Source organism: Methylobacterium sp. 275MFSha3.1, from assembly GCF_900108435.1.
In the GTDB taxonomy this organism is placed as follows: domain Bacteria; phylum Pseudomonadota; class Alphaproteobacteria; order Rhizobiales; family Beijerinckiaceae; genus Methylobacterium.
In genome coordinates, this window is sequence record NZ_FNWP01000012.1 from 18,975 (window position 1) to 42,928 (window position 23,954).

22 protein-coding genes and 1 tRNA gene are annotated in these 23,954 nt (G+C 72.8%); 17 read left to right on the forward strand and 6 right to left on the reverse strand.

The genetic code is table 11. The features are described 5' to 3' along the window. The first annotated feature begins 7 nt into the window (after positions 1-7). The 8 genes from BLW78_RS15685 (at position 8) to BLW78_RS15720 (ending at position 7,746) form a co-directional block, all read left to right on the forward strand. Positions 8-1,138: a hypothetical protein gene (locus BLW78_RS15685; protein ID WP_091680679.1), complete on the forward strand. Its 1,131-nt coding sequence runs from the start codon at positions 8-10 to the stop codon at positions 1,136-1,138. 80 nt (positions 1,139-1,218) lie between these two features. Continuing rightward, a complete protein-coding gene (locus BLW78_RS15690; protein ID WP_091680681.1) occupies positions 1,219-2,199 on the forward strand; it encodes a trypsin-like serine peptidase in 981 nt (326 codons plus the stop codon). A gap of 107 nt (positions 2,200-2,306) precedes the next feature. Continuing rightward, on the forward strand, positions 2,307-3,122 hold the full coding sequence (locus BLW78_RS15695) for an OmpA family protein (RefSeq protein ID WP_091680683.1): 816 nt from the start codon (positions 2,307-2,309) through the stop codon (positions 3,120-3,122). A gap of 44 nt (positions 3,123-3,166) precedes the next feature. Then, positions 3,167-4,153, forward strand: coding sequence for a hypothetical protein (locus tag BLW78_RS15700; RefSeq protein ID WP_244526957.1), 987 nt, complete (start codon positions 3,167-3,169; stop codon positions 4,151-4,153). A gap of 52 nt (positions 4,154-4,205) precedes the next feature. Beyond that, positions 4,206-5,207: a hypothetical protein gene (locus BLW78_RS15705; protein WP_091680687.1), complete on the forward strand. Its 1,002-nt coding sequence runs from the start codon at positions 4,206-4,208 to the stop codon at positions 5,205-5,207. A 33-nt stretch (positions 5,208-5,240) separates the two neighbouring features. Next, positions 5,241-5,966 (forward strand): hypothetical protein, encoded by a 726-nt coding sequence (locus BLW78_RS15710; protein WP_091680689.1) that lies wholly within the window; start codon positions 5,241-5,243, stop codon positions 5,964-5,966. 50 nt (positions 5,967-6,016) lie between these two features. After that, positions 6,017-6,334, forward strand: coding sequence for a hypothetical protein (locus BLW78_RS15715; RefSeq protein WP_091680690.1), 318 nt, complete (start codon positions 6,017-6,019; stop codon positions 6,332-6,334). Beyond that, a complete protein-coding gene (locus BLW78_RS15720) occupies positions 6,331-7,746 on the forward strand; it encodes a hypothetical protein (protein WP_091680692.1) in 1,416 nt (471 codons plus the stop codon). The genes BLW78_RS15715 and BLW78_RS15720 overlap by 4 nt, the downstream gene beginning before the upstream one ends. Here the strand turns inward: BLW78_RS15720 and BLW78_RS15725 are convergent. Further along, positions 7,730-7,978, reverse strand: coding sequence for a hypothetical protein (locus BLW78_RS15725; protein WP_091680694.1), 249 nt, complete (start codon positions 7,976-7,978; stop codon positions 7,730-7,732). The two genes, BLW78_RS15720 and BLW78_RS15725, sit on opposite strands and share 17 nt — an antisense overlap. Positions 7,979-8,282: 304 nt before the next feature. Between BLW78_RS15725 and BLW78_RS15730 the strand changes: the two genes are divergently transcribed. The 5 genes from BLW78_RS15730 to BLW78_RS15750 all read left to right on the forward strand — a co-directional run bounded on the left by BLW78_RS15730 (position 8,283) and on the right by BLW78_RS15750 (position 13,304). After that, a complete protein-coding gene (locus BLW78_RS15730; protein WP_091680696.1) occupies positions 8,283-8,699 on the forward strand; it encodes a hypothetical protein in 417 nt (138 codons plus the stop codon). Positions 8,700-9,039: 340 nt separating this feature from the next. Then, positions 9,040-9,264, forward strand: coding sequence for a ribosome modulation factor (locus tag BLW78_RS15735; RefSeq protein ID WP_020094563.1), 225 nt, complete (start codon positions 9,040-9,042; stop codon positions 9,262-9,264). A gap of 164 nt (positions 9,265-9,428) precedes the next feature. Continuing rightward, positions 9,429-11,507 (forward strand): ATP-binding protein, encoded by a 2,079-nt coding sequence (locus BLW78_RS15740; RefSeq protein ID WP_091680884.1) that lies wholly within the window; start codon positions 9,429-9,431, stop codon positions 11,505-11,507. A gap of 10 nt (positions 11,508-11,517) precedes the next feature. Further along, a complete protein-coding gene (locus tag BLW78_RS15745) occupies positions 11,518-12,186 on the forward strand; it encodes a response regulator transcription factor (protein WP_091680698.1) in 669 nt (222 codons plus the stop codon). Positions 12,187-12,311: 125 nt separating this feature from the next. Beyond that, complete coding sequence (locus tag BLW78_RS15750) at positions 12,312-13,304, forward strand: DUF808 domain-containing protein (protein ID WP_091680699.1); 993 nt, start codon at positions 12,312-12,314, stop codon at positions 13,302-13,304. Here BLW78_RS15750 and BLW78_RS15755 read toward each other — a convergent pair. Both BLW78_RS15755 and BLW78_RS15760 read right to left on the reverse strand, forming a co-directional pair. Beyond that, positions 13,278-16,517 (reverse strand): efflux RND transporter permease subunit, encoded by a 3,240-nt coding sequence (locus BLW78_RS15755; RefSeq protein WP_091680701.1) that lies wholly within the window; start codon positions 16,515-16,517, stop codon positions 13,278-13,280. The genes BLW78_RS15750 and BLW78_RS15755 overlap by 27 nt on opposite strands. A 108-nt stretch (positions 16,518-16,625) precedes the next feature. Then, on the reverse strand, positions 16,626-17,870 hold the full coding sequence (locus tag BLW78_RS15760; RefSeq protein WP_091680886.1) for an efflux RND transporter periplasmic adaptor subunit: 1,245 nt from the start codon (positions 17,868-17,870) through the stop codon (positions 16,626-16,628). Positions 17,871-17,973: 103 nt separating this feature from the next. Here BLW78_RS15760 and BLW78_RS15765 point away from each other — a divergent pair, with 103 nt between their 5' ends. Next, a complete protein-coding gene (locus tag BLW78_RS15765; protein ID WP_020094569.1) occupies positions 17,974-18,573 on the forward strand; it encodes a TetR/AcrR family transcriptional regulator in 600 nt (199 codons plus the stop codon). 142 nt (positions 18,574-18,715) lie between these two features. Here the strand turns inward: BLW78_RS15765 and BLW78_RS15770 are convergent. The 3 genes from BLW78_RS15770 to BLW78_RS15780 all read right to left on the reverse strand — a co-directional run bounded on the left by BLW78_RS15770 (position 18,716) and on the right by BLW78_RS15780 (position 20,071). Continuing rightward, a tRNA-Gly gene (locus BLW78_RS15770) sits at positions 18,716-18,790 on the reverse strand. 107 nt (positions 18,791-18,897) lie between these two features. Then, positions 18,898-19,362, reverse strand: a complete 465-nt coding sequence (locus BLW78_RS15775) for an NUDIX domain-containing protein (protein WP_091680703.1) — start codon at positions 19,360-19,362, stop codon at positions 18,898-18,900. Positions 19,363-19,375: 13 nt separating this feature from the next. Continuing rightward, complete coding sequence (locus BLW78_RS15780; RefSeq protein WP_091680704.1) at positions 19,376-20,071, reverse strand: fumarylacetoacetate hydrolase family protein; 696 nt, start codon at positions 20,069-20,071, stop codon at positions 19,376-19,378. Between the two features lie 137 nt (positions 20,072-20,208). On the opposite strand from BLW78_RS15780, the gene BLW78_RS15785 reads away from it, so the two are divergent. From BLW78_RS15785 to BLW78_RS15795, 3 genes are all read left to right on the forward strand, one after another. Continuing rightward, positions 20,209-21,654 (forward strand): FAD-binding oxidoreductase, encoded by a 1,446-nt coding sequence (locus tag BLW78_RS15785; protein WP_091680706.1) that lies wholly within the window; start codon positions 20,209-20,211, stop codon positions 21,652-21,654. Positions 21,655-21,912: 258 nt separating this feature from the next. Further along, on the forward strand, positions 21,913-22,206 hold the full coding sequence (locus tag BLW78_RS15790; protein WP_012320003.1) for a DUF2218 domain-containing protein: 294 nt from the start codon (positions 21,913-21,915) through the stop codon (positions 22,204-22,206). Positions 22,207-22,355: 149 nt separating this feature from the next. Beyond that, on the forward strand, positions 22,356-23,948 hold the full coding sequence (locus BLW78_RS15795) for an ABC transporter substrate-binding protein (RefSeq protein WP_091680708.1): 1,593 nt from the start codon (positions 22,356-22,358) through the stop codon (positions 23,946-23,948). The last annotated feature ends 6 nt before the right edge of the window (positions 23,949-23,954 follow it).

Here is a 23,954-nt window from a genome sequence, read left to right on the forward strand (position 1 = left end):
CCCGCGCATGACACGTCCGGCCATCCTCGTCGTGGTGCCCACGACCCGCGGACCGCTGGTGCTGCGCGGACTCAGGCCGCGCCCCGGCCTTCCGGCCCCGGCCGCCTTCGCGGACGGCGATTATCGCCCGCTGCCGTGGTCGGCCGATTACGCCCGGCTCTGCGGGGCCGCCGGTCCGCTCGCCCGGTGGACGGGCCGGACGCCGGAGCCCCACGAACTGCGGCTGTCGGGCTCCTTCGATGCCGGACGCTCCTGGGAGGTTCCGGTCTGCCTGGCGCACGGCCTCGCCGAGGGCGGCCACCCGCTCGCCGCGGCACCGGAGGAGGCCGATCTCATCCTCTGGGCGACCGGCGCGGTCGATCTCGACCTCGCGGTGCTGCCCGGCGACTACGCGCTCCTCGACAAGATCGAGCGCTCCGCCGCGACGATCGCCGGAGCTCCGGACGCCGCGCTGGCGGTCCTCCTGCCGGACGGGCCGGAGCGCGCGCAGGCCGAAGCCGTCTTCCGCGGCATGGGCCGGAACGTGCGGATCCTGCCGTCGCACAGCGTGCCGGGAGCCCTGGCCGCATTGACCGCGCCGCGGCCTCCGGAGAGGGCCGAGACGCCGCCGGCGCGGCGATGGTGGCGTCTCGCATTGCCGGCCGGCGCCGTCGCGGCGGCCGGCCTCGCCGGTGTGCTCGCTCTCGGGGCCACGCGGCCCGATCCCGTCAGTGAGCCGCGCCCCGACGCGCCGGCCGGTCCCGCCAGCCCTCCCCCCAGCATCGAAGCCCGGATCGCGTCGCCGATCCACGTCTCCGAGCTGCGCGCCCCGGCGGGCTCCTCCTGCCGTCGCGTCGCCTTCGGAGCCGATCCGCCCGAGCGGCGCCCGGTACCGGCGGAGTCGGGCGATCACCTGGCCGCGAGCCGCCTCACGCCGGACCTGTGCGGGCTCGCCATCGGAGCGGAGCCGGGCCTGCGCGTGCAGGTCGGGCCGGAACTGCGCGACGCCGCCCTCCCGGCCGTCCGGCTGGCGGACGGCGCGCTCGGCTATTTCCTGCGCGAGGGCGCGCGGCAGAACCTCGTCTACACGGTCCAGGCCGTTCCGGAGGCCGGAACCGGCGCGGTTGCCGGCCGCCTGGTCCACACCCTGGCGCGCTGATGAGAATCCGGCGTGTTGCGAATGCTGTCGATCGACCCCGCGAGCGCTGGCCCGATCCGCGGACCGAGAGGAGGGAGAGGATGATCGCGATGCGCCGGAGAGGCCCACTCCTTCTGGGAACGGCCTGCGCGCTGATCGTGCTCGGCCGCGGCGATGCCGCGCGGGCGCAGAGCGTCGGCTTCGATCCCGCCGATTACGGCCGGGCGCAGCTGCCCCTGCGCCAGACGACCGGCGACGCGGCCGCCTATGTCGACCAGAACAAGGGCGCCTTCGAGCCCGTGAGCGAGCTCGACCCGAAGGACGGCCTCGCGGCCCTCGCCCGACCGATCGGCCGCGTCGACATCGTGCTCCAGAACGGCCGCACCGGGCAGCAGGTCGGTGCCTCCTGCACGGGGACGCTCCTGACCGGCGACTACGTGCTGACCAACCACCATTGCCTGCCGCAATCGGGCGACCTGCGCCCGGTCAAGGCGTCGATCCTGATGGATTACCTGACCCTCGACGGGAAAGGCTCCCGCCGGTTCGAGATCGACCCGAAGCCCGTCGAGTTCGACGCCCGCCTCGACTTCGCCCTCGCCCGCGTGGCGGGCAATCCGACCGCGACCTACGGCGCCGCGCGGCTCTCGGGCGAGCCGGTGACGGCCAACCGCTCGATGCTGGTCATCCACCATCCCCTCGGACGTCCGAAGGTGATGAGCCGCTTCCGCTGCTTCGCCGTGAAGGACCAGGCCGAAGGCCCTGACCTGCGCCACCGCTGCGACACGCTCGGCGGCTCGTCCGGGTCGCTCATGTTCGACGCCTCCGTGGCCGGCATCGCGCTCCACAAGGAGGGTGGCCTCGATCCGAAGGATCCGACGAGCTTCAACAGCGCGACCCGCCTCTCGGCGATCCTGGGCCGGAGCCCGACCCTGGCGCGGATCGCGGCAGCCCAGGGGCGCCCGGTCGCCGCCGCGGATCCGGGGACCGGGCCGGTCGGGCCCGGCCCGGCACCCCGACGCAGGCCGGCGACCGACGGCCCCCTCGATCCGGCCGGGATGAACGCCATCCTGCGGGGACGCTGAGCGCCGTCGCGAAGATCGCGAGGCCGCGCGACGAAAATCGCTCTGGGCCGCCCATGGACGGGGTGAGAGGGGCCGAAGCAAGGCCCGGGACACTGGAAGGGGAAGCGATGCGGACCCACGATCTGCCGCGCGCCGCGCGGGCGCGCCTCGGCCGCTCCGGACTGTTGCTCGCCGTCGGCCTCGCCCTCGCGCTGGCCGCGCCCGCGCGGGCGAACCCGCTCACCGAGGTGCCGGGTGCCCGGGCAGCGCAGCCGGACGAAGCGCCTCCGCCGCGGGACCCGGCCGCGGAGCGGGCGGAGGCCGAGGAGGCGCGGGCCGCGAACCCGGGTGCGACCGCGATCATCCGGTCGCTCGCGCCGTTCGCCGACGGCAATCCGGGAGCGCCCGCGCGGCCGCTGGCGGTCAGCCCCGACGACGGCGGCCCGGCGGTCCGCGTCGTTCCCGCCCGGTCGATCGATCTCACCGTGTTCTTCGCCTACGACAGCGCGCGCCTGACCCCCGAAGCGCGCATCCAGCTCGAACCGCTCGGCGAGGCCCTGCGCGCCGAGCCGCTCGCGGGCCACGGATTCCTGATCGCCGGCCACACCGACGCCGCCGGCGGCCGCGCCTACAACCGCCGCCTCTCCCTGGCCCGAGCCCGGGCCGTGAAGGCGCATCTCGTCGAGACCTACGGCATCGCGCCGGAGCGCCTGCGCGTCCACGGCTGGGGACCCGCGCGGCCGAAGGATCCCGACGCACCCCTGTCACGGGTGAACCGCAGGGTGGAGGTCAGCCTGATCGCGCCGGCCCGCAGCGGTGCCCTCCGCTTCGTCCTGCCGGTCGCGGATGGTCCGTGCAGCGACCTGGCCGACCCGCGCCTGCGGACGGATCTCGACCTGGACGATTTCCGCGCGGCTCCGACCCCGCGTCCCTGCGCCGAATGACGCCAACTCGCCTCACCGACGGTCCGAAGACGGAGAGACCCGCGATGTCCTGGAGGATCCCGATGCCCCACGTCCGCACCACCGCGTTCCGCACCACCGCGTTCCGCGCCGCCTGCCTCGCCGTCCTGGCGCTCGGATCCGCCTACGCGGCACCGGCCCGGGCGCAGACCAAGCCCAACGTCGTCGTGATGGGCGAGGACGCCGACGAGGACGCGGTGCCCCGCGGCAACCGCATCTTCCAGCGGGTGATCCACGAGCTGTCCGAGACCATGAATCTGCGCGGCTACAACGTCTACGACGAGACCGCCGTCGCGATGGGGTTCACCCAAGCCAACCGGGTGCGCCGGCGGGATGCCGAGTTGATCGAGGTCGCCCGCGCGGTCCAGAATCCGCCGCTCGACGTGGTGGCGGTGTTCCAGATCTACGCGTCGGCGTCGAAATCCGCCTACTCGGATATCGTCCGGCCGGAGATCCGTATCCCCGGCCGCCTCCTCAACGTCCGCACCGGTCAGTCGCTCGGCTCGTTCGAGGTGGCCGGGCTCCAGTTGCCGCCCCTGCCCCAGGGATGCGACCGCGAGTGCCTGCTCGAGCGGGTCGGCGCCGAGGCGAAGACGGTGGCCGCCGACCTCGCGGCCGCCCTCACCGCGAAGCTCGACGGCGTCATAGCGCCCCGCCGCGGTGCCGATGCCGGCGCCGCGCCCCCCGACGCCGCTCCGGTCGGCGGCGCCGTGGCGGCGGCGCCCGGCGGCGAGGGCTGCGGGGGTTTGCCCAGCGCCTACGTCGTCCGTCTGAGCGGCTTCTCGGCCCAGGAGGTCCAGGCGGCCGAGGAGTACATTGCGGCCTTCCGCTGCTACGAGCACCACCGTCCGGTGCGCGCGAGCGGGGCCAGCACCGAGTACTGGTACGAGACCCGCTCGGATTCCGCCCGGCTCGGCCGGAACCTCCGCCTGATGCTGGAGCACATGAGCGCGCCGGGTCAGGTCCAGTTCTCAGGCAACACCTTCGTCATCAGCCGCGTGGCGACGCGGTAGCCGAACCTCGCCTTCCCCGCCTCGTCGTCCCACCGTTCCCTGAAGGTTGACCATGTCGGTTCGCGAGCGCCTGCGCGGCGCCCTCTCCCATCTTGTCCCGCAACGCCCGGCGCGGCGCGTCATCCTGGCCGGACTGGTCTTCGCGCCCCTGGCGATCGCGGCCCGCGAGGCCCGGGCCGACCCGGTCTTTCCGGGCGCCGGTGCCCTCGGCCTGACGCCGCCGGCCGGGATGAGCGTGAGCCGGCGCTTCGCCGGTTTCGAGCATCCGGCCGGCGCGTCGATCATCCTGGTGGAGATGCCGCCGGAGGCCTGGGACCAGATCAATGGCCGGTTCACCCCCGAGGCGCTGGCCGCCACGGGCTTCCGGGTGAAGGGCGGGGCCGAGCCCCTGCCGGTCGCGGGCGGTGAGGGCTTCGTCCTGCGCGGCACCCAGCCGGCCAACGGCCTGACCTACGCGAAATGGGTCGCCGTCGTGCGCGGCGCCCCCGGGACCGGGCTCGTCACCGTGCAGGTGCCCGAGAAGGCGGCCCGGCAGGTGCCCGCCGCTTCCGTCGAGGCCGCCCTCCGCACGATCGCGTTCCGCGCGAAGGCGAGCCTGACCGATCAGGTCGCGGCGCTGCCCTACACGGTCGGCGACATGGCGGGCTACCGGCCGGCCGCGGTCTTCGCGGGCAACAGCCTCCTCCTCACCGAGGGACCCAAGGACGTCGATCCCGAGCGCGAGCAGCCGGTGATCGTCGTCGCGCCCTCGCTCGGTCAGGCGCCGGTCCCGGCGGGTGCGGAGGTCGCGGTCGCCCGCCGGCTGTTCGCGGCGCAGAAGGACTTCGCCGACGTGAACGTCACGGACGAGGCGCGGTCCAGTCGCGGCGAGGCGGTCGTCGTGCGGCTGCGCGGCACCGGGACCGACACCAAGAGCGGCCGTGCCCTCGGCGTGACGCAGACGATGGTCTTCGACGGCCAGCGCTACCTGCGGGTGCTGGGCTTCGCCGATGCCGGTCGCCCCGACGCCCTGGACAGGGCCGACCGTGTCGCCGCCTCGGTAGCGATGCGCTGACCGACCTCTGCACCCACAACGAGAGCCTTCCCGATGCGCCCGCCGCTCCTCGCCCCGCTGCTCCTGGTCTCCGCCCTCGCCCTGCTCGCTGGCCCGGCGCGCGCGGAGGAGAACGAGTGCCGGCGGTCCCCCTCGCTCGCGTCCGGCGCGCCCCCAACCTTCGGGCGCATCAGCGCGCCGGGGCGCACGGCCTTCGTCAAGGACGGGCTCGCCCGCGCCGGCTGCCCGGACCCGAGCGCCGCCTGCCGCGAGCGCGCCTACCTGGTGAGTGCCGATCCCGTCATCCTCGGCGAGCGTCGCGGCGCCTATGTCTGCGCCCACTATCGCGGCGCGGGCGACGAGATGGGCCGGACCGGCTGGCTCCCGGGCGAGGCCGTCGCCGTCGAGCCACCCGGTGCCGTCGCGCCTGCGGACTGGCTCGGCACCTGGACCCGTGCGGAGGCGCGCATCCGCATCACCCAGGCCGACAAGCCGGGGCTGCTCACCTTCGGGGGCGACGCCACCTGGGGCGCCGGGGATCCGGAGCGGGCGCGCCGCGGCGGCGTCCATATCGGCGAATTCGCCGGCACGGTCGCCCCGCAGGGCGCCGCGGCGAGCTTCGCCGTCGGCGAGAACGGGGCGCTGCCGGTCGAGGCCGGTGACGCGTCCGATTGCAAGGTCTGGCTGCGGCGGGTCGGCCCCTGGCTGGTCGTCGACGACAACCTCGCCTGCGGAGGCGTCAACGTCACCTTCCGCGGCCTCTATCGCCGCCAGCCATGAGCGGCGCGGCGAGACGCGGCCGCCCCGGCTCCGCGCGGGGCTTGTGACCGATGGCCATCCCCACGATGGCGCGGCCGAGCCCGTCCCGGCGACGCCTGCGCGTGATCCTCATCCTGCTGCTGATCACGTGGCTGCCGGTCGTACCCTTCTCGCTCGGCCTCGCGCTGACGAGCCTGACCGGCTGCACCGTCAACGAGGCGGGGACGCACCCCTGCCCGGTGGCCGGACACGATATCGGCGGCCTGCTCTACACGCTGACGATGACGGGCTGGCTGCTGATCCCGTTCCTGCCCTTCATGGCCCTGACACTGCTGCTCACCGTCGTGCAGGGCCTGCTGATGATCCTTCGAGCGTGGTTGCGGCGATGATGCGGTTCACCTTCCGGCGCGCGGCCGCGCTGCTCGGCCTCGGCGTGGCAGCCGTCCCGCTGTCGAGCCTGGCGATCCCGGTGACGGCGACCCCGGCACGGGCGCAGGCGACCGAGGTGGAGGGACCGGCCCTCCCCTACGACTCGACGCTCGACCTGCGGGCCGCCACGGTCGCGCGGGCGGTGCGCGACCAGCGCGCCACGAACCCGATCGCCGCGGCCGAGACGGCGCGAGAGCTGGCCCAGCACGATTACGACAGCGTCTTCCGCGGCTTCCTCGACGGGACGCCGCTGCGGCCGGACGATGCGGGCGACGTGCTCACCGCCTTCATCGCCCTGCAATGGATGGTCGCCAACGACGCGACGGTCGAGCCGAGCGCGGCGGCCCTGCGGGCGATCCGGACCCGGTTCGTGGCGCCGATGGCGGAACGGCCGCCCCTGTCCCAGCCGGCCACGCGGGCGGCCTTCGCCGAGCAGGTCAAGCTGCGCGCCGTTCTCCACCATGCCGGCTGGCAGGCGGCCAAGCGGCTCGGCGTGCTGCCGCGTTTCCTGGCGGGCCTGTCCAACGAGTTCATCCCGGTCGCCACGCTGCGGAATCTGGCGCTGACCGAGGACGGGCTGGTGCCGAAGGGCCGGGCCGGACGCGCGGCCCAGAAGCCGCCGCCGGTCGCGGAGAGCCCGCCCGTGCCGGACGCGCGGCCGGCTCCCTCCCCGGCTCCCTCCGCCCCGGACGCGGCCGGTCCCCCGCGCCACGCCGCCAACTGGGATTCGGTCGAGGGCGTGTACTTCCGTTCGACCACCGGATTCGGCGTCGGCGGTCTCATGACGATCGATTTCGAGCCGCTGATCTTCCTGCGCGACGGAACCTACTACGAGATCGCCGACACCGCGCTCGAAGACGTGGACCTCGCCGCCGAGCGGGCCGCACGGCCCAAGCGATTCGGGCGGTGGAGTGCCAAGGGCGCCGGCTTCGTCCTGACGGACGCGCGCGGCCGCGCGAACGACTACGCCCTCGGCGACGGCAGCTTCTTCCGGGCCTTCCCGGCCGGCTCTGGCGAGCGGGTGGCGCGGGCGTACCGAAGGCTGTCGGGCGGCGGCAACACAGCCCTGGGCGGCGACGTCGCGATCGCCGTCGAGAGCCGCTACGACTTCCACGCGGACGGGAGTTACGGCCGCGGCGGCTCGGTCGGCGCGACGAATTCGGGGGCGAGCACCGGCGTCGGCACGGCGATCGCCCGTCGGCGCGCGCCGGAGGGCGGGCGCTACGCCCTCGATCGCCACACACTGACGCTGACCACGGCGGATGGCCGGACCCGGCGCCTGTTCTTCGCCTACGGCTCGCAGAAGGATCCCCCCGAGATCGACCGCGAGATGATCTTCGTGGGCGACGACGTCTTCAGCCCGGCGGACTGATCGGGATGCCGAGGGCGGCCCCTCGATCGGCGCGGATCTCAGGACGCGGGGCATCGGCGGATTCCGGGCCGAGCAGACCGCCGCCGAACCGCGCCCAGTCCTCCAGCGAGCGTCCGGGGGCGGCCTGCGGGCCCTGCTTGACCGGTCGCGGCGTCCGCGGCGCGCCGAGGCGTCCGTAGCGCCGGTACCAGGATCGCGCCCTCTGCACCGGCCGTCCCAACGCCTTCCGCATGCCGTCCCCCTGTGCAGCGCGCGCGAATGTCCACGGCCAAGCTAGTCCAGCTCGGTCGCCCGGGCATGTCGGGCCGACCCTGACACGATTGCCGATCTCTCCGACTGCTGATCGGCGCCGGGCAACACAGATGAGCCTGCGGGACAGCGACCGGCGGTCTCCCGCCGTCCGCGCGTCCCGGGGAATGCGCGGTGGCCCCCGATGGCGGCCGGCATCGCCGTCCCGACAGACCGCGCCGCGCGGTCGGATCCGGCATCGGGTCCGATCCGTGCGGACGTCCTTCACCGTCTCTGGAGCTCAGCCCATGAAACGTCTCGCGATCGCCCTCACGGCGCTGTCGAGCCTCGTCCTGTTCGCCCCGTCGAGCGAGGCGCGACCCCACGGCCGCGGCTTCCATCATGGGCCCCACCATCTGGGCCACGGCGTCTGGAGGGGGCGGCGCCACGGTCTCCACCGGTACCGCCATCACCGTCTCCACCGGCACTACCGGCGGCACCGGGGCTACCGCGGATATCGCGGCGTCCACTTCCGCCCCGCCGGCTACGGCTTCCGGCCCCACGCGTATCGCTCGGGTGGCTGGGGCGGCTATCGCGGGGTCGGCTTCGCGACCGGCGCAGGCCTTGGCCTCGCGGCCGCTGCACGGCCCAATCTCTACGGCGCGGCCTACGGGCGGCCCTACGGGTACGGCTACGCGCCGGTCGGCTACGGCTGCGCCTACTAGGCGGCGCATCCGGACCGGGAGGCCGGGCCGTCACGGCCTCCCGGTCGACTTTCCACGCCACGCCCACGTCGGCGGGGCACGCGTGATCCTCGCGTCCGACGACACGAGGATCTCGTGTCTCTCCGCGCATCATTCGGACGGATCGGGGCGATCCCCGAAAGACCCGGTGCCGCTTTCGTGCAATGGTCAATCGATCATCGCACGCACGGCCTGTCGGGATATTCCCGACAGGCGTCGGTGTGAGCGGTATCCCGGCTCGAAACAGCTTGCTTGGCCGTTCGAACTCGGCGCTTCTGACCCGGCGGGACAGGCTCCCGAGCGGCCGGAGAGATCAGCGCCCATGCTCATGGACATCGTCAAACAGGGCGCCCGCGCGCGCGCCGTCGGTCGGCCCCGCGACGCCTGCCCCTATCCCGGCGAGTCGCGCGAGCGCCGGGCCTGGTACGAGGGCTACGACGGCTCCTCGTGGGCGGTCGCGACGCGGATGCCGCACCCCGCCCGGATGCTGCCCGGATCGGCCCTTTCCGACGCCGGTGCCGCGTCCGACCCCGCCTCCCCGGCCTGACGGCGGCCCGACTTTCCCGTAGGAGAGCTGTGAGCTTACGGGCCGATGCGGGGACACGGGAGGCGGGCGACGGTGCGCGCGGGACGGCGAGACAGGGGCGTCGGGCCGTCCGAGCGATGGGGGACGGGTCCGGGCCGGCGCGCAGCGTGTCCGCGCACGGCCGCATGAATGTTCGCGCCCGCGACACCGCGATCCGGAAGCCCGAGCTCCAGCTGAGCCGCGGCAGCCGCCGCACCTTCGTCGCCCTCGCCCTCGCGGCCGCGATCCCGGTCCTGCTGCTCAGCGGCTGGGTCGCGACGCTGATGGCACAGCAGCAGCGCGACCTCGCCCGGAGCGCCGCCGTCGCCAGCGCGACCCGGGTGGCCGAGCGCGTCGCCTCGGACATCGCCGCCCAGATCGCCGTCCTCGAGGCCGAGGCCGCCTCCGCGACCCTCGACCGGCCGGACCTCGCGGCCTTCTACGCCGAGGCCGTGCGCCTCCGGCAGGCGCACCCGCTCTGGGAGACGGTGGAGCTCGCGCGACCGGACGGCGCCCAGATCGTGAATCTTCTCCGGTCCCTCGAGGAGGAACTCGGACCGACCTCGGACCGGACGAGCTTCGACGCGGTGGTGCGCACGCGGCAGCCGGTGATCGGCGGCATCGGCCCGGCCGGCTCGATCTCGGGCAAGCGCCTCGTCGCGCTGCGCGTGCCGGTCATCCGGGACGGCACGCTGCGCTACGTCCTCTCGATCCGGCTCGCCACGAACGCGGTGAGCTCGATCCTGCGCGACGCCGGCGCCCCCGAGGGCTGGGTCGGCACCATCGTGGACGCGGAGGGCAACACGATCGCCCGGACCCGGGCCGAGGTGGAGGAGCTCGGCCACCCGGCGAACCCGGCGCTCCAGGCGGCGATCCGGAACGCCCCGAACGGCTTCTACACCGGACCGACGCTGGAAGGCGCCGATGTCGAGGTGGTCTACCGGACCCTGCAGCATACCGGCGGCTGGTCAGTGCATTTCGGGATGCCGGTCGCGACGCTCAACGCGCCGGTCTCGCGGTCCTACGCCGTCCTGGGTGGCGGCAGCTTCGTCAGCATCGGGCTCGCCCTGGCACTGGTCGGTCTCGTCGGCCGCGACATGGCGCAGCGCCGGGCGGGCGAGCAGGCCCGGTTCTCCCTCGCGCTCCGCTCCAGCGAGGAACAGGGCGCCGTCGCCGCCGAGGCCGCGGAACTCGGCACGCTGCGCTGGGACACCGTCGCGCACCGGGTCACCGGCTCACCCCGCGCGGCCGATCTCCTCGGCTGGCCGGCCGCCGCCGAGGGGCGCGACAGCGCCGTTGACGCCGACACGGTCCTGCAGGCGGTCGATCCCGAGGATCGCGGGCGCCTGAGCGAGGCCCTGCGCCGGAGCCTCGCGGAGGGCACGCCGCTCGACGTCGAGTTCCGCGTGACCCAGGAGAGTCGGGAGCCGCGCTGGGTCCGGGTCGCCGGCCGCGTGCCGCAGCTCCACGAGCATACCCCGGCCGGACTGATCTACGGCGTGGTGTCGGATATCGAGCCGCGCAAGCGCGCGGAGGCCGAGCGCTTCGCGCTGCTGCGCCGCCTCGGCGAGGCCCAGGAGAACGAGCAGCGCCGGATCGCCCGCGAACTCCACGACCAGGTCGGCCAGACGGTGACCGGTCTGTCGCTGGGCCTCAAGAGCATGGAGCGGCTCCTGGCACGCGGGGCCACGGCCGAGGCCGGCCGGCAGGTGGAGTGGCTGCAATCGCTCGCCGGGGAGATCGGCCGCGACATCCACCGGGCCGCCGTCGACCTCCGGCCGACCGCCCTCGACGATCTCGGCCTGCGCGAGGCCCTGGCCACCCTGCTGCGCGACTGGAGCCAGCGGCACGGGATCCGCGCCGACCTGGAGTTCCTGAGCGAGGCGACCCGGCTGCCGGCCGCGATCGAGACCGCCGTCTACCGGATCGTGCAGGAGGCCCTGACCAACGTCCTCAAGCACGCCCGGGCCGCGAGCGTCAGCGTCTCGGTGGAGAAGCGCGCGGGCGAGATGCGGGTCGTCATCGAGGACGACGGCACCGGCTTCAACGCCGACGAGCAGCGTGAGCGCGCCGGCGGCGAGGCGCCGGCCAAGCTGCGGCTCGGCCTGTCGGGCATCCGCGAGCGGCTGTCGCTCCTGAGCGGGACTCTCACGCTGGAATCGTCCCCGGGCATCGGTACGACGCTGTTCGTCACCATCCCGATTCCGGAACATCCCGAGACCTGAGGAGAAGCGCATGACGGACCGCATCCGCGTCGCCCTGGCCGACGACCATCCCATCGTCCTCGCGGGGATCCGGACGCTCCTGAACGCCGACCCGGAGATCGAGCTGGTCGGCGAGGCCACCAGCGGCAGCGAGGCGCTGCCGATGATCCACGCCGCCGACCCGGACGTCGCCGTCGTCGACGTCTCGATGCCGGGCCTCAACGGCCTGGAGCTGACCGAGCGCGTCGCCGGGTCGTGCCCGCGGACGCGGGTGCTGGTGCTGACGGTTCACGAGGACGCGGCCTACGTTCAGCCGCTGCTCAAGGCGGGCGCCCGGGGCTACCTCCTCAAGCGCTCGGCCGCGGAGGACCTGCTCCGCGCGGTCCGCGCCGTCGCGGCGGGCGGGATCTACCTCGACCCCTCGGTGGCGAGCCACGCCATGGCGCATCCCGGGGCCCCGGCGCAGGGCGCGGAGACCGAGCCGTCGGCCGAAGCGCTGAGCCCGCGCGAGACCGACGTGCTCCGGCTGATCGCGCAGGGCTTCAGCAACAAGGAGATCGCGCGGCGCTTCGATCTCAGCGTGAAGTCCATCGAGACCTACAAGGCGCGGGCCGCCGAGAAGCTGGGCCTGCGCACGCGCGCGGAGATCATCCGCTACGCCGCCGCGCACGGATGGCTCGACGCCCTGGCGCTGCGCTAGGCGCGAGGGAGCGCGGGCAGCCAGTCCCGGGCGACGGCCGGGTCCGCCGATTTTTCGCCGGTCAGGGATCAAATCCTGCCGCGGATCGTCTGTCTGGCGGACCGGTCAGGGACGAGGGGGGACGGGTGAGCGTCGGATTGATCGCCCTGTTGGACGATGTCGCCTTCATGGTGAGGGCCGCGGCGGCCTCGCTCGACGACGTGGCCGGCCAGGCGGCGCGCGCCGGCACCAAGGCCGCCGGCGTCGTCATCGACGACGCGGCCGTGACGCCGCGCTACGTCGTCGGCTTCGCCGCGGAGCGCGAATTGCCGATCGTCGGCAGGATCGCCCTCGGATCGCTGCGCAACAAGATCCTTTTCCTGCTGCCGGGTGCCCTGGCGCTGAGCGCCTTCGCCCCCTGGGCGATCACGCCGCTCCTCATGCTGGGCGGCGCGTACCTGTGCTTCGAGGGCGCCGAGAAGGTCTACGAAGCCGTGTTCGCCCATCACGGCCACGGCGACGAGGCGGACCAAGAGGGTGGAGCCGGCGGCGATCAGGCCCGGGAAGACCGGCGCGTGGCGAGCGCCATCAAGACGGACTTCATCCTGTCGGCCGAGATCATGGCCATCACGCTGGCGGCGCTGCCGGAGGGCAGCTTCTGGATGCGGGCGGCGGTGCTGGCCATCGTCGCGGTCGGCATCACCGCGGGCGTCTACGGCGTGGTCGCGCTGATCGTGAAGGCCGACGATGCCGGTCTGGCCCTCGCCCGCAGCACCGCGGGCCCACCGCTCGGAAGCCTGATCCGCGGGCTCGGCCGCGGTGTCGTCAAGGGCATGCCGATCCTGCTCAAGATCCTGGCCGTCATCGGGACGGCGGCGATGATCTGGGTCGGCGGCGGGATCCTGATGCACGGTCTCGAGACCTACGGGTTCTCGGCACCGGCGCACGCCGCCCACGCGATGGCGGAGGCCGCGGCGGCGCGCGTGCCGTTCGCCGCGGGCCTCGTCGAGTGGCTCGTTACCGCATTCGTGTCGGGCCTCATCGGGCTGGTCGTCGGCGGGGCGCTGATCCCGCTGACGAACGTCGTGCTGGCGCCGGCGTGGCGCGCCCTGTCAGGCCTGTGGCAGCGGCGCGGCTGACGGGATCCCGTGATCGGCCGGGGCGGAGCCCGGCACAGCTGCTGGCGCCGGGACCAGCGCTGCGGCGCCGTGATGCTTCAGGGGCCTGTTGCCGCTCAGGCGACGCAGCAGCACGTAGAAGACCGGGGTCAGGAACAGGCCGAAGGCGGTCACGCCGATCATGCCCGAGAACACCGCGACGCCCATCGCGCGGCGCATCTCCGATCCGGCGCCGGTCGCTGTCACCAGCGGCAGCACGCCCATGATGAACGCCATCGACGTCATCAGGATCGGCCGCAGCCGGAGGCGGCTCGCCTCGATCGCCGCCTGGAGCGGGGTCCGACCGGCGAATTCGAGCTCACGGGCGAATTCGACGATCAGGATGGCGTTCTTGGCCGAGAGCCCGACGAGCACGATCAGGCCGATCTGCGTGAAGACGTTGTTGTCGCCGGCCGACAGCCACACGCCGAACATCGCGGCGAGCAGCCCCATCGGCACGATCAGCAGGATCGCCAGCGGCAGGGCGAGGCTCTCGTACTGCGCGGCGAGCACGAGGAAGACCAGGAGCAGCGCGAGGGGAAAGACCCAGATCCCGGAATTGCCCGCGATGAATTCCTGGTACGTGAGGTCCGTCCACTCGAAGGCGAAGCCCCGCGGCAGCGTCTCCGCCGCGATCCGCGTGGCCGCCGCCTGGGCCTGCCCCGACGAGTAGCCGGGCGCCGCGCCGGCGTTGATGTCGGCCGACAGGAAGCCGTTGTAGCGCATGGCCCGCTCCGGTCCGGCGGTCTGGCGGACGCGCAGCAGGGCAGAGAGTGGGACCATCTCGCCGGAACCGGCCCGGACCTTCAGCAGACCGACATCGTCCGACCGCGCCCGGAACGGGGCGTCGGCCTGGACGCGCACCGAGTAGGTGCGGCCGAACTTGTTGAAGTCGTTGACGTAGAGCGAGCCGAGATAGATCTGCAGCGTGTCGAAGACGTCCGTCACCGGGATGTTGAGCTGACGGGCCTTCGTCCGGTCGATGTCCGCGAAGAGCTGCGGCACGTTCATCTGGAAGCTCGAGAACAGCCCGACGAGTTCCGGCGCCTGGGCGGCCTTCGCCATGAACGCCTTCGTGGCGTCGTTCAGCGCCTCGTAGCCGAGGCCGGCGCGATCCTCGATCTGCAGCTTGAAGCCGCCGATCGTCCCCAGCCCGTTCACCGGCGGCGGCGGGAACATCGCGATGAAGGCCTCGGGGATCGCGGCGTACTTCTTGTTCAGCGACTGCGCGATCGCCGCCCCGTTGAGGGACGGGTCCCTCCGCTCGTCGAACGGCTTGAGCGTCGAGAACACGATCCCCGAGTTGGAGCTGTTGGTGAAGCCGTTGATCGAGAGGCCCGGGAAGGCGACGGCGCTCTCGACGCCGGGCTCCCTGAGGGCGATCTCGCTCATGTGGCGGATGACCTCTTCCGTCCGGTCGAGGGTCGCGCCGTCGGGCAGCTGCGCGAAGCCCACGAGGTACTGCTTGTCCTGGCCCGGCACGAAGCCGCCCGGGATCTGGCGGAACAGGCCGACGGTCAGCCCGACGAGCAGGACGTAGAGGGTCATCATCGCGGCCTTGCGCGACACCGCGAAGCCGACGCCGCGGCCGTAGCCGTTCGAGGCCCGCCCGAAGGCGCGGTTGAAGCGGCGGAAGAACCAGCCGAGCAGCCGGTCGAGGATGCGGGTGAGACGATCCTTCGGCGCGTGGTGATCCTTCAGCAGCAGCGCCGAGAGGGCCGGCGAGAGGGTCAGCGAGTTGATCGCCGAGATCACCGTCGAGATCGCGATGGTGAGGGCGAACTGCTTGTAGAACTGGCCCGTCAGGCCGCTGATGAAGGCCAGGGGCACGAAGACCGCGACCAGCACGAGGGCGATGGCGATGATCGGGCCCGAGACCTCGCGCATGGCCTGGTAGCTGGCGTCGCGCGGGGACAGGCCGCTCTCGATGTTGCGCTCGACGTTCTCGACGACCACGATCGCGTCGTCGACGACGATGCCGATCGCCAGCACGAGGCCGAACAGGCTCAGCGCGTTGATCGAGAATCCGAAGACGTGCATCACCGCGAAGGTGCCGACGATGGAGACCGGCACGGCGAGCAGCGGGATGATCGAGGCCCGCCACGTCTGCAGGAACAGGATCACCACGAGCACGACGAGGGCGATCGCCTCCAGCAGCGTGTGGATCACGGCCTCGATGGAGGCGCGCACGAACTGCGTCGGGTCGTAGACGATCTGGTAGTCGACGCCCTCCGGCATGGTCCGCTTGATCTCCGCCATGGTGCGGCGGACCTCGTCGGAGATCTGGATCGCGTTCGAGCCCGGCGACTGCGAGATCGGGATCGCCACCGCCGACTTGTTGTCGAGGAGCGAGCGCAGGGCGTAGTCGGAAGCGCCGAGCTCGATGCGCGCGACGTCGCGCAGGCGCGTGATCGCGCCGTCGGCGCCGGTCTTGACCACGATGTCGCCGAACTGCTCCTCGCTGCTCAGGCGCCCCTCGGCGTTGAGCGAGAGCTGCAGGTCGAGGCCCGGAACGGCCGGCGACGCACCGATCACGCCGGCCGCGGCCTCGACGTTCTGGGCCTGGATCTCCCGCACGACGTCGCCCGCGGACAGGCCGTGCTCGGCCACCTTCTGCGGGTCGAGCCAGATCCGCATCGCGTAGTCGCCGGAGCCGAAGAGCTGGACCTGGCCGACGCCGTCGAGCCGCGCCAGGCGGTCCTTGATGTTCAGCACCGCGTAGTTGCGCAGGTAGGTCATGTCGTAGCGCCCGTTGGGCGAGACGAGATGCACGACCATCGTCAGGTCGGGGGAGCTCTTCACCGTGACGATGCCGAGCTGGCGCACCACGGCCGGCAGCCGCGGCTCGGCCTGCGAGACGCGGTTCTGGACGAGCTGCTGCGCCTTGTCGGGGTCGGTGCCCAGCCGGAAGGTGACGGTCAGCGTCATGATGCCGTCGGTCGTGGCCTGGCTCGACATGTAGAGCATGCCCTCGACGCCGTTGATCTGCTCCTCGATCGGCGTCGCCACGGTCTCGACGATGACCTTGGGGTTGGCGCCCGGGAAGGTCGCGCGGACGACGACGGAGGGCGGCACCACGTCCGGATACTCGGAGATCGGCATCGCGAAGAGCGACAGCAGACCGCCGATGAAGATGAGCATCGAGAGCACGCCCGCGAAGATCGGGCGGTCGATGAAGAACTTGGAGAGATTCATGCCGCCCTCCGAGGGCGTGAGGCAGGGGCGTCCGGGCGGCCGCGTGCGGCCGCCGTCTCGAAGGCGTCGGGGATCTGGATCGGGCGGACGGGCGCGGCGCGCCGGACGTCAGCGCTGCGCCAGCTTGCGCGGCCCGGAGGCGGCGTCCTGCGGGCGCGCGCCCATCGCGACCGGTTCGGGGCGCAGGAGGGTCCCGGGACGGACGCGCTGCAGGCCGTTGACCACGATGCGCTCGCCGCCCGACAGGCCGGAAGTCACGACGCGCAGACCGTCGACCGCCCGGCCGAGGGTGACGGCGCGGAACTCGGCCCGGTTGTCCGACCCCACGAGGAGCACGAACTTCTTGTCCTGATCGGTTCCGACGGCCCGCTCGTCGACGAGGACGAGACGTTCCGGCGCGGCCTGGCCGAGGCGCATCCGGGCGAACTGGCCCGGGATCAGGCGGCCGTCGCCGTTGGAGAAGGTCGCGCGCACCCGGACCGTGCCGCTGCGCGCGTCGACCTTGTTGTCGATGAACTGGAGATGCCCGGCCGCGCGGGCGCCGTCGGCGGTCGCCATCTCCACGGGGATGCGGTCGAGCTTGCCGCGCCGGCCGCCCGGCTCGGCGACCGAGGCCAGCGCCTTCAGGACCACGCCCTCGTCGGCATCGAAGCTGGCGTAGACCGGATCGACCGAGACGAGCGTGGTCAGCACGGCGGCCCCGGCGCCCGTGGCCACGAGGTTGCCCGGCGTGATCTCGCGGCGGCCGACGCGGCCGCCGACGGCCGCCCGGACCTGCGTGTAGCCGAGGTTCAGGCGCGCCGCCTCCAGGGCCGCCTTCGCCGCGTCGAGGCTCGCCTTGGCCTCCTTGAACGCGTTGGCGCGGACGTCGAGGTCGCGCGCCGTGACGATGCGCTGGTCCGACAGCTTCTGCCCGCGCTCGAGGTCGCTCGCCGTCATGCCGACCCGCGCCTCGGCGCCCGCGACCTGGGCTTCCAAACGCTGGACCTCGGCCGCGTAGGGCGCGGGATCGATGGTCACCAGCAGGTCGCCGGCCTTGACCACCTCGCCTTCCGCGAAATGCGTGGCCAGGATCGCGCCGCCCACCCGGGCACGGACGTCGATGCGCTCGACGGCCTCCAGACGACCCGAGAACTCGTCCCAGAGGATGACGTCGCGCGGCTCGACGGTCGCGACCGAGGCCGGCATCGCCACCTCGGTCGGCGGCGTCGCGGCGACGGCCACGGTTCCCCGGACCAGGGCGCCGGGTATGAAGGTGTAGGAGACGCCTGCGAGAAGGGCGACTGCGAGGCTTCCGGCCGCGAGGCGCCGGGCACGGAGAGGATTGCGCGAGGGATGACGCTGAGGTTCCACGAGCGACTCCAACATCTGTATAGGTCGCTACACATGTCGGCATGGACGCGGGGCGTCAAGTGACTTATCTACCACTCGATATAAAAGTTGGAGTCCGCAGGCAATGGTGATGGGGCGCCCCCGGTCCTTCGACACGGACAAGGCCCTCGACGAGGCGATGGAGGTGTTCTGGCGCCACGGCTACGACGGCGCGAGCCTCGCGATGCTCACGAAGGCGATGGGCATCAAGCCGCCGAGTCTCTACGCGGCCTTCGGCAGCAAGGAGGGGCTGCTCAAGGCCGCCCTCGACCGGTACGCGCAGCGGCGCTCCGAGCACATGCGCTTCGTCCTGGCGGGCGAGACCGCGCGCGACGTGGCCGAGCGCTTCCTGAGCAGCATCGCCGAGAGCCACACGGATCCGGCGAACCCGCCCGGCTGCCTCCTCGTTCAGGGCGGTCTCGCCTGCGGCGCGGGCTCGGAGAACATCCCGTTCGAGCTGGCGTCCCGGCGGGCGCAGGGCGAGATGGAGCTCCGCGAGCGCTTCATTCAGGCCCGACAGGACGGTGACCTGCCGGCGGATTCCGACCCGGTCGCGCTGGCGCGATTCCTGTCCACCGTCGCCTCCGGCATGGGCGTGCTGGCCTCCTCGGGCGCCGACCGGGAGGCGCTGCGGGAGGTCGCCCGGGTCTCGCTGCGGGCCTTCGCGAGGGAACACGACGCCTGAGCCGGGCTGACCGGGCGCGATCCCGCGCCTCGGTCCACCCGGACGCCGTTCGCTTCTCCGCGACCGGCGGTTCGCCGAGGTCCAGAAACGACAAAGGCCGCAGAGCTGCGGCCTTGTACGTCGTTCGTATGGTTGGGAAAACTGGAGCGGGCGAAGGGATTCGAACCCTCGACCCCAACCTTGGCAAGGTTGTGCTCTACCCCTGAGCTACACCCGCTCACTGTGCCGCGCCGCCCGGACTTTCGTGCCGGCGGCCCCCGGCGCGGCTCTCTAAACACCATTCCGCCGGGCGACGCAAGCGCCCTTTTCGCGAACCGTCACGATTTACCAGTTCGGCTCCGGCGGGAGGCCGTCGCGGATCTCCCGGAGCCGGGCGCGGGTCCCGCGCGTGGTCCCCTCGGGGAGCGCGTCCATCGGGAAGAAGGCGCACTCGGCGACCTCCCGGTCCGGCGCCTTCGGGCGCAGGACCGTGAAGGCCGGCAGGACGAACAGGGCCACGTGGTCGCGGGGCGCGGCGACCACGTTCCGATAGAGGCCGTGCAGGCGCGGCTCTCCCTCGGCGACGATCTCCGCCTCCTCGCGGAACTCCCGCACGATCGCGTCGCGCGCGGTCTCGCCGCGCTCGACGCCGCCGCCGGGGAGGTGCCAGCCACTCACGTAGGTGTGGCGCACCAGGGCGACGCACCCGGCCCCGTCGAGGGCGACGCCGCGCACGCCGAGGGTCATGCCCCGGGACGCGAGCGCCCCGAGGTGGAACAGGCGCCGCAGCAGCGGTCGATCGAGGAGCATGCGACCGCGCGACTCAGACGACGTCGAGGGTGATGGCGCCGAGACCGTCGATCGCCGCGACCATGCGCTGGCCGCGCTGGACCGGGCCGACGCCGGAGGGCGTGCCGGTGAAGATCAGGTCGCCGGGCTGCAGGGCGAAGTAGCCCGACAGGTAGGCGATCTGCTCGGCGACGGACCAGATCATGTCGCCGAGGTCGCCCTTCTGGCGGATCTCGCCGTCGACCGACAGGGTGATGGCGCCCTTGGCCGGGTGGCCGATGGCGGAGACCGGGTGGAGCGCGCCGATCGGCCCCGACCCGTCGGCCGCCTTGGCGGTGTCCCAGGGCCGCGACATCTTCTTGGCCTCGTCCTGGACGTCGCGCCGGGTCATGTCGAGGCCGATGGCGTAGCCGTAGACGTGCTCCAGGGCGGTCTCGGCCGGGATGTCGCTGCCGCCGCTCGCGAGGGCCGCGACCATCTCCACCTCGAAATGGTAGTTGGCGGTCTTCGGCGGGTAGGCGTGGGCCGTCGGCTCCGGCCCGACGATCTGCAGGGCGTCGGCGGGCTTCATGAAGAAGAACGGCGGCTCGCGGTCCGGGTCCGCGCCCATCTCGCGGGCGTGGGCGGCGTAGTTGCGCCCGACGCAGTAGACGCGGCGGACGGGATAGAAGTCGCTGCTGCCGACGATGGGGAGCGCGATGCGGGGCGGGTTCTGGATGACGGAGAGCATCTCTGCCTCTGCGGTGGATCGTCCGGGTGGACCGGCGCGACGGCGCCCGGGCCCTACATCATCGTTGTAAGGTCCGCATCGGCGCGCGCCATACCGGCGCTTGCCTCCGGCCTGCTCCGGCCTACAGAATCCGCGCGATGACGCCGACAGCCGCCCTCGACACCCTGCTGACCGCGCTCCGGGACGGGCTCGGCGCGCGGCACGTGCTGACGGATCCCGACGCCCTCGCGCCCTACCTGACGGAGAGCCGCCGCCTGTTCACCGGGTCGGCCCTGGCCGTACTTCGGCCGGGTAGCACCGAGGAGGTCGCCTTCGCGGTCCGCGCCTGCACGCAGGCCGGGATCGCCGTCGTGCCGCTCGGGGGCAATACCGGCCTCACCGGCGCCGGCGTGCCGCAGGGCGGCGTCGTCCTGTCCCTGGAACGCATGAACCGCCTGCGCGCGGTCGACCCGGTGGACGCCACCATCACGGTCGAGGCCGGGATGATCCTGCAGGAGGTGCAGGAGGCGGCCGAGGCCGCCGGCATGCTGTTCCCGCTCTCCTACGCGTCGCGCGGCTCCGCCCGGATCGGCGGCGGCGTCAGCACCAATGCCGGGGGGATCGCGGTCCTCGCCTACGGCAACGCCCGCGACCTCGTCCTCGGGCTGGAGGTCGTACTCGCCGACGGGCGCGTCTGGAACGGGCTCAGGGCCCTGCGCAAGGACAATGCCGGCTACGACCTGAAGCAGCTCTTCATCGGCTCGGAGGGCACGCTTGGCATCGTCACGGCGGCGGTGCTGAAGCTGTTCCCGCGGCCGCGCTCGACGAGCGTCGCCTTCGTCGGCCTCGACTCGGCGAAGGCGGCCCTGGACCTGTTCGTCTTCCTGCGGACGCGGATGGACCGCGACCTCACGGCGTTCGAGTACCTGCCGCCCTTCGCCCTGGAGATCGTGCTGCGCCACGTCCCGGGGACGGTGCGGCCGCTGGACGGCGCGCACGGCGCCTACGCGCTGATCGAGGTCGCGTCCGCGCGCCCGGACGCCGACACGGGGGCCGAACTGGAATCGGCCCTCGGGCAGGCCCTGGAGGACGGGCTGATCGCCGACGCCACCATCGCGACCAGCGGGGCCCAGAACGCCGCGCTCTGGCGCCTGCGCGAGGGCGTTCCCGAAGCGCAGACCCGCGAGGGCGCCTCGATCAAGCACGACGTGTCGGTGCCGCTCTCCCGCCTGCCCGAGTTCTTGGAGCGGGCGGGGGCGGCCTGCCTCGCCGAGATGCCGGGCCTGAGGCCCTGCGGCTTCGGCCATTTCGGCGACGGCAACATCCATTTCAACCTGTCACAGCCGCCCGGCATGGAGCCCGCGGCGTTCCTGTCCGCCTGGGGCCGGTTCAACCGGATCGTTCACGACCTCGTGCACGCCCTGGGCGGCTCCATCGCGGCCGAGCACGGCGTCGGCCTCATCAAGCGCGAGGAACTCGCGCGCTACGGCGACCCGGTCGGGCTCGACCTCATGCGGCGCCTGAAGGCCGCGCTCGATCCGGACGACCTGCTCAACCCCGGCAAGGTGCTCGTCCCGACCGATCGCGGCCCGCCGTCGGCCTGAGCGAATTTGTGCATCGCGCCATAATTCGGCGCGGAGACGGGTGCAGGACAGCCACGCCGCGCCGCGAACCGCCGGGGCGGCCCGTCGCGTTAAGCCGCTGCTAACGCTTCGGACACACGCTGAACACAGACGGCGGAGACGGATCCGTCGGCGCCAGGCATGGCAATTGCTCTGAGGCCTCCCTATCTCGCACGTGCGAGATCGAACGACGAACCGTCACCGACAGGCTGTTTTCACATCCATCTGGAGACCGACGGAATGCCCACCTCCCAGGCCCGCGTGCAGACCACCGAGGCGAGCCGCTACCTGCAGCAGCTCTGCCGGCACTGGAGCCACAAGTTCAAGGTCGAGGCGACCCCCGTTCACGGCACCGTGCCCTTCGGCGAGGACCGCGTCTGCACCTTCGATGCCGAGCCCGACGCCCTGGTCATGCGCATCGACAGCTCCGACCCGGTCAACCTGACCCGGCTGGAGAACGTCGTGGCCGACCATCTCGCCCGCTTCGCCTTCCGCGAGAGTCTCGGCGACATCCGCTGGTCGCGCGCCGCCTGAGGGCCCGCGCAGCGCGATCACGGGCGACCCGTCCGGCTCCCGGCCCGGGCGGGTTCTGAGATCCCGATCGAAGCGCGGCAGTGGCGCACCACTTGCACGCGAACCCGGCTTGCGGCCAGATCGGACGCCGCCGTGACCGGGATCGATTCATGAAGAGACGCACCCTGCTGACCGGCGCCGGAGCCCTGATGGCCGGGGCTCTCGCCCGGCCGGCCCTGGTCCGGGCGGCCTCCGCGACGACCCTGCGGTTCGTCCCCTACGCGGACCTCGCGCTCCTCGACCCGATCATCACCACCAATTACGTCACGCGCACCCACGCGCTGATGGTGTTCGACACGCTCTACAGCCTCGACACCGCCTACCGCGCTCAGCCGCAGATGGTGGCGGGCCACGAGGTCGCGTCCGACGGCCTCACGTGGCGCCTGACCCTGCGGGACGGCCTGCGCTTCCACGACGGGACGCCCGTCCTCGGCCGCGACGTGGTGGCGAGCCTGAAGCGCTGGGCGCAGCGCGATGCCTACGGCGGGGCCCTGTTCGCGACGGTGGACGAACTCTCGGCGCCCTCCGACACAATGGTGCAGTTCCGCCTGAAGCGGCCCTTCCCGCTCCTGCCGGACGCGCTGGCCAAGCCGACCTCCTACGTCCCGGTGATCATGCCTGAGCGCCTGAGCGCGACGCCCGCGACGCAGCCGGTGCCGGAGATCGTCGGCAGCGGTCCGTTCCGCTTCGCCGCCGACGAGCGTGTTCCGGGGTCGCTCAACGTCTACCGCCGGTTCGAGGCCTACCGACCGCGCCCCGACGGCACGCCGAGCTTCACGGCGGGACCGCGGATCGCGCATTTCGACCGCGTCGAGTGGCGCACGATCCCCGACGGCGCGACCGCGGCCGGCGCCCTGCGCTCGGGTGAGATCGACTGGTGGGAGCAGCCCCTCGTCGATCTCGTGCCGGACCTGAACCGCCAGCCCGCCGTGCGGGTGGATCTGGTGGAGACCGCCGGGCTGATCGGCCAGATCCGCCTCAACCACACCCTGCCGCCCTTCGACAATCCCGCGATCAGCCGGGCGCTGCTCGCGGCCGTCGACCAGACCGAGATGATGGACGCCGTCGCCGGCAGCGACCCGGCGATCCGGCGCGGGCCCGTCGGCATCTTCACGGCCGGCGGGCCGATGGCGTCCTCGGCCGGCATGGAGGCGCTGACTGCCCCCCGCGACCTCGCCGCCGCGAAGCGGGCGCTGGCGGCGGCGGGCTACAAGGGCGAGCGCGTCGTGCTGCTCTCCGGGACCGACGTGCCGCGGATCAACGCGATCTGCGAGGTGATGGCCGATGCCTGCCGCAAGATCGGGATGAACCTCGACGTCGTCGCCACCGACTGGGGGACGGTCAACCAGCGGATCCTGAACGCCAAGCCCCTGGACCAGGGTGGCTGGTCGATGTTCGGCATCTTCTCCGGCGGGCTCGACCACCTCTCGCCGGCCTACCATCTGGCCGCCCGCGGGAACGGCCGGGCCGGCGTGCCGAGCTGGCTGACCGACGCGCCCCTGGAGGAGCTGCGCGGCGCGTGGTTCGACGCGCCGGACCTCGACGCCCAGAAGGCGCTGGCGGCGCGGATCCAGGCGCGGGCGCTGGAGGTCGGCGCCTACCTGCCCTGCGGCCAGTATTTCCAGCCGACCGCCTACCGGCGGGACCTCGAAGGCATGCTGACCGGGCTGCCGCTGTTCTGGAACCTGCGCCGGTCGGCCTGACCGGGC

Bases quoted from the DNA above. Each gene is read 5' to 3' on its own strand.
- BLW78_RS15710 (WP_091680689.1), top strand. From the start codon at position 5,241: ATGCGCCCGCCGCTCCTCGCCCCGCTGCTCCTGGTCTCCGCCCTCGCC.
- BLW78_RS15695 (WP_091680683.1), top strand. From the start codon at position 2,307: ATGCGGACCCACGATCTGCCGCGCGCCGCGCGGGCGCGCCTCGGCCGC.
- BLW78_RS15755 (WP_091680701.1), bottom strand. From the start codon at position 16,517: ATGAATCTCTCCAAGTTCTTCATCGACCGCCCGATCTTCGCGGGCGTG.
- BLW78_RS15725 (WP_091680694.1), bottom strand. From the start codon at position 7,978: ATGCGGAAGGCGTTGGGACGGCCGGTGCAGAGGGCGCGATCCTGGTAC.
- BLW78_RS15715 (WP_091680690.1), top strand. From the start codon at position 6,017: ATGGCCATCCCCACGATGGCGCGGCCGAGCCCGTCCCGGCGACGCCTG.
- BLW78_RS15730 (WP_091680696.1), top strand. From the start codon at position 8,283: ATGAAACGTCTCGCGATCGCCCTCACGGCGCTGTCGAGCCTCGTCCTG.
- BLW78_RS15795 (WP_091680708.1), top strand. From the start codon at position 22,356: ATGAAGAGACGCACCCTGCTGACCGGCGCCGGAGCCCTGATGGCCGGG.
- BLW78_RS15690 (WP_091680681.1), top strand. From the start codon at position 1,219: ATGATCGCGATGCGCCGGAGAGGCCCACTCCTTCTGGGAACGGCCTGC.
- BLW78_RS15775 (WP_091680703.1), bottom strand. From the start codon at position 19,362: ATGCTCCTCGATCGACCGCTGCTGCGGCGCCTGTTCCACCTCGGGGCG.
- BLW78_RS15780 (WP_091680704.1), bottom strand. From the start codon at position 20,071: ATGCTCTCCGTCATCCAGAACCCGCCCCGCATCGCGCTCCCCATCGTC.
- BLW78_RS15735 (WP_020094563.1), top strand. From the start codon at position 9,040: ATGCTCATGGACATCGTCAAACAGGGCGCCCGCGCGCGCGCCGTCGGT.
- BLW78_RS15705 (WP_091680687.1), top strand. From the start codon at position 4,206: ATGTCGGTTCGCGAGCGCCTGCGCGGCGCCCTCTCCCATCTTGTCCCG.
- BLW78_RS15765 (WP_020094569.1), top strand. From the start codon at position 17,974: ATGGTGATGGGGCGCCCCCGGTCCTTCGACACGGACAAGGCCCTCGAC.
- BLW78_RS15720 (WP_091680692.1), top strand. From the start codon at position 6,331: ATGATGCGGTTCACCTTCCGGCGCGCGGCCGCGCTGCTCGGCCTCGGC.
- BLW78_RS15740 (WP_091680884.1), top strand. From the start codon at position 9,429: ATGAATGTTCGCGCCCGCGACACCGCGATCCGGAAGCCCGAGCTCCAG.
- BLW78_RS15790 (WP_012320003.1), top strand. From the start codon at position 21,913: ATGCCCACCTCCCAGGCCCGCGTGCAGACCACCGAGGCGAGCCGCTAC.
- BLW78_RS15745 (WP_091680698.1), top strand. From the start codon at position 11,518: ATGACGGACCGCATCCGCGTCGCCCTGGCCGACGACCATCCCATCGTC.
- BLW78_RS15700 (WP_244526957.1), top strand. From the start codon at position 3,167: ATGTCCTGGAGGATCCCGATGCCCCACGTCCGCACCACCGCGTTCCGC.
- BLW78_RS15685 (WP_091680679.1), top strand. From the start codon at position 8: ATGACACGTCCGGCCATCCTCGTCGTGGTGCCCACGACCCGCGGACCG.
- BLW78_RS15785 (WP_091680706.1), top strand. From the start codon at position 20,209: ATGACGCCGACAGCCGCCCTCGACACCCTGCTGACCGCGCTCCGGGAC.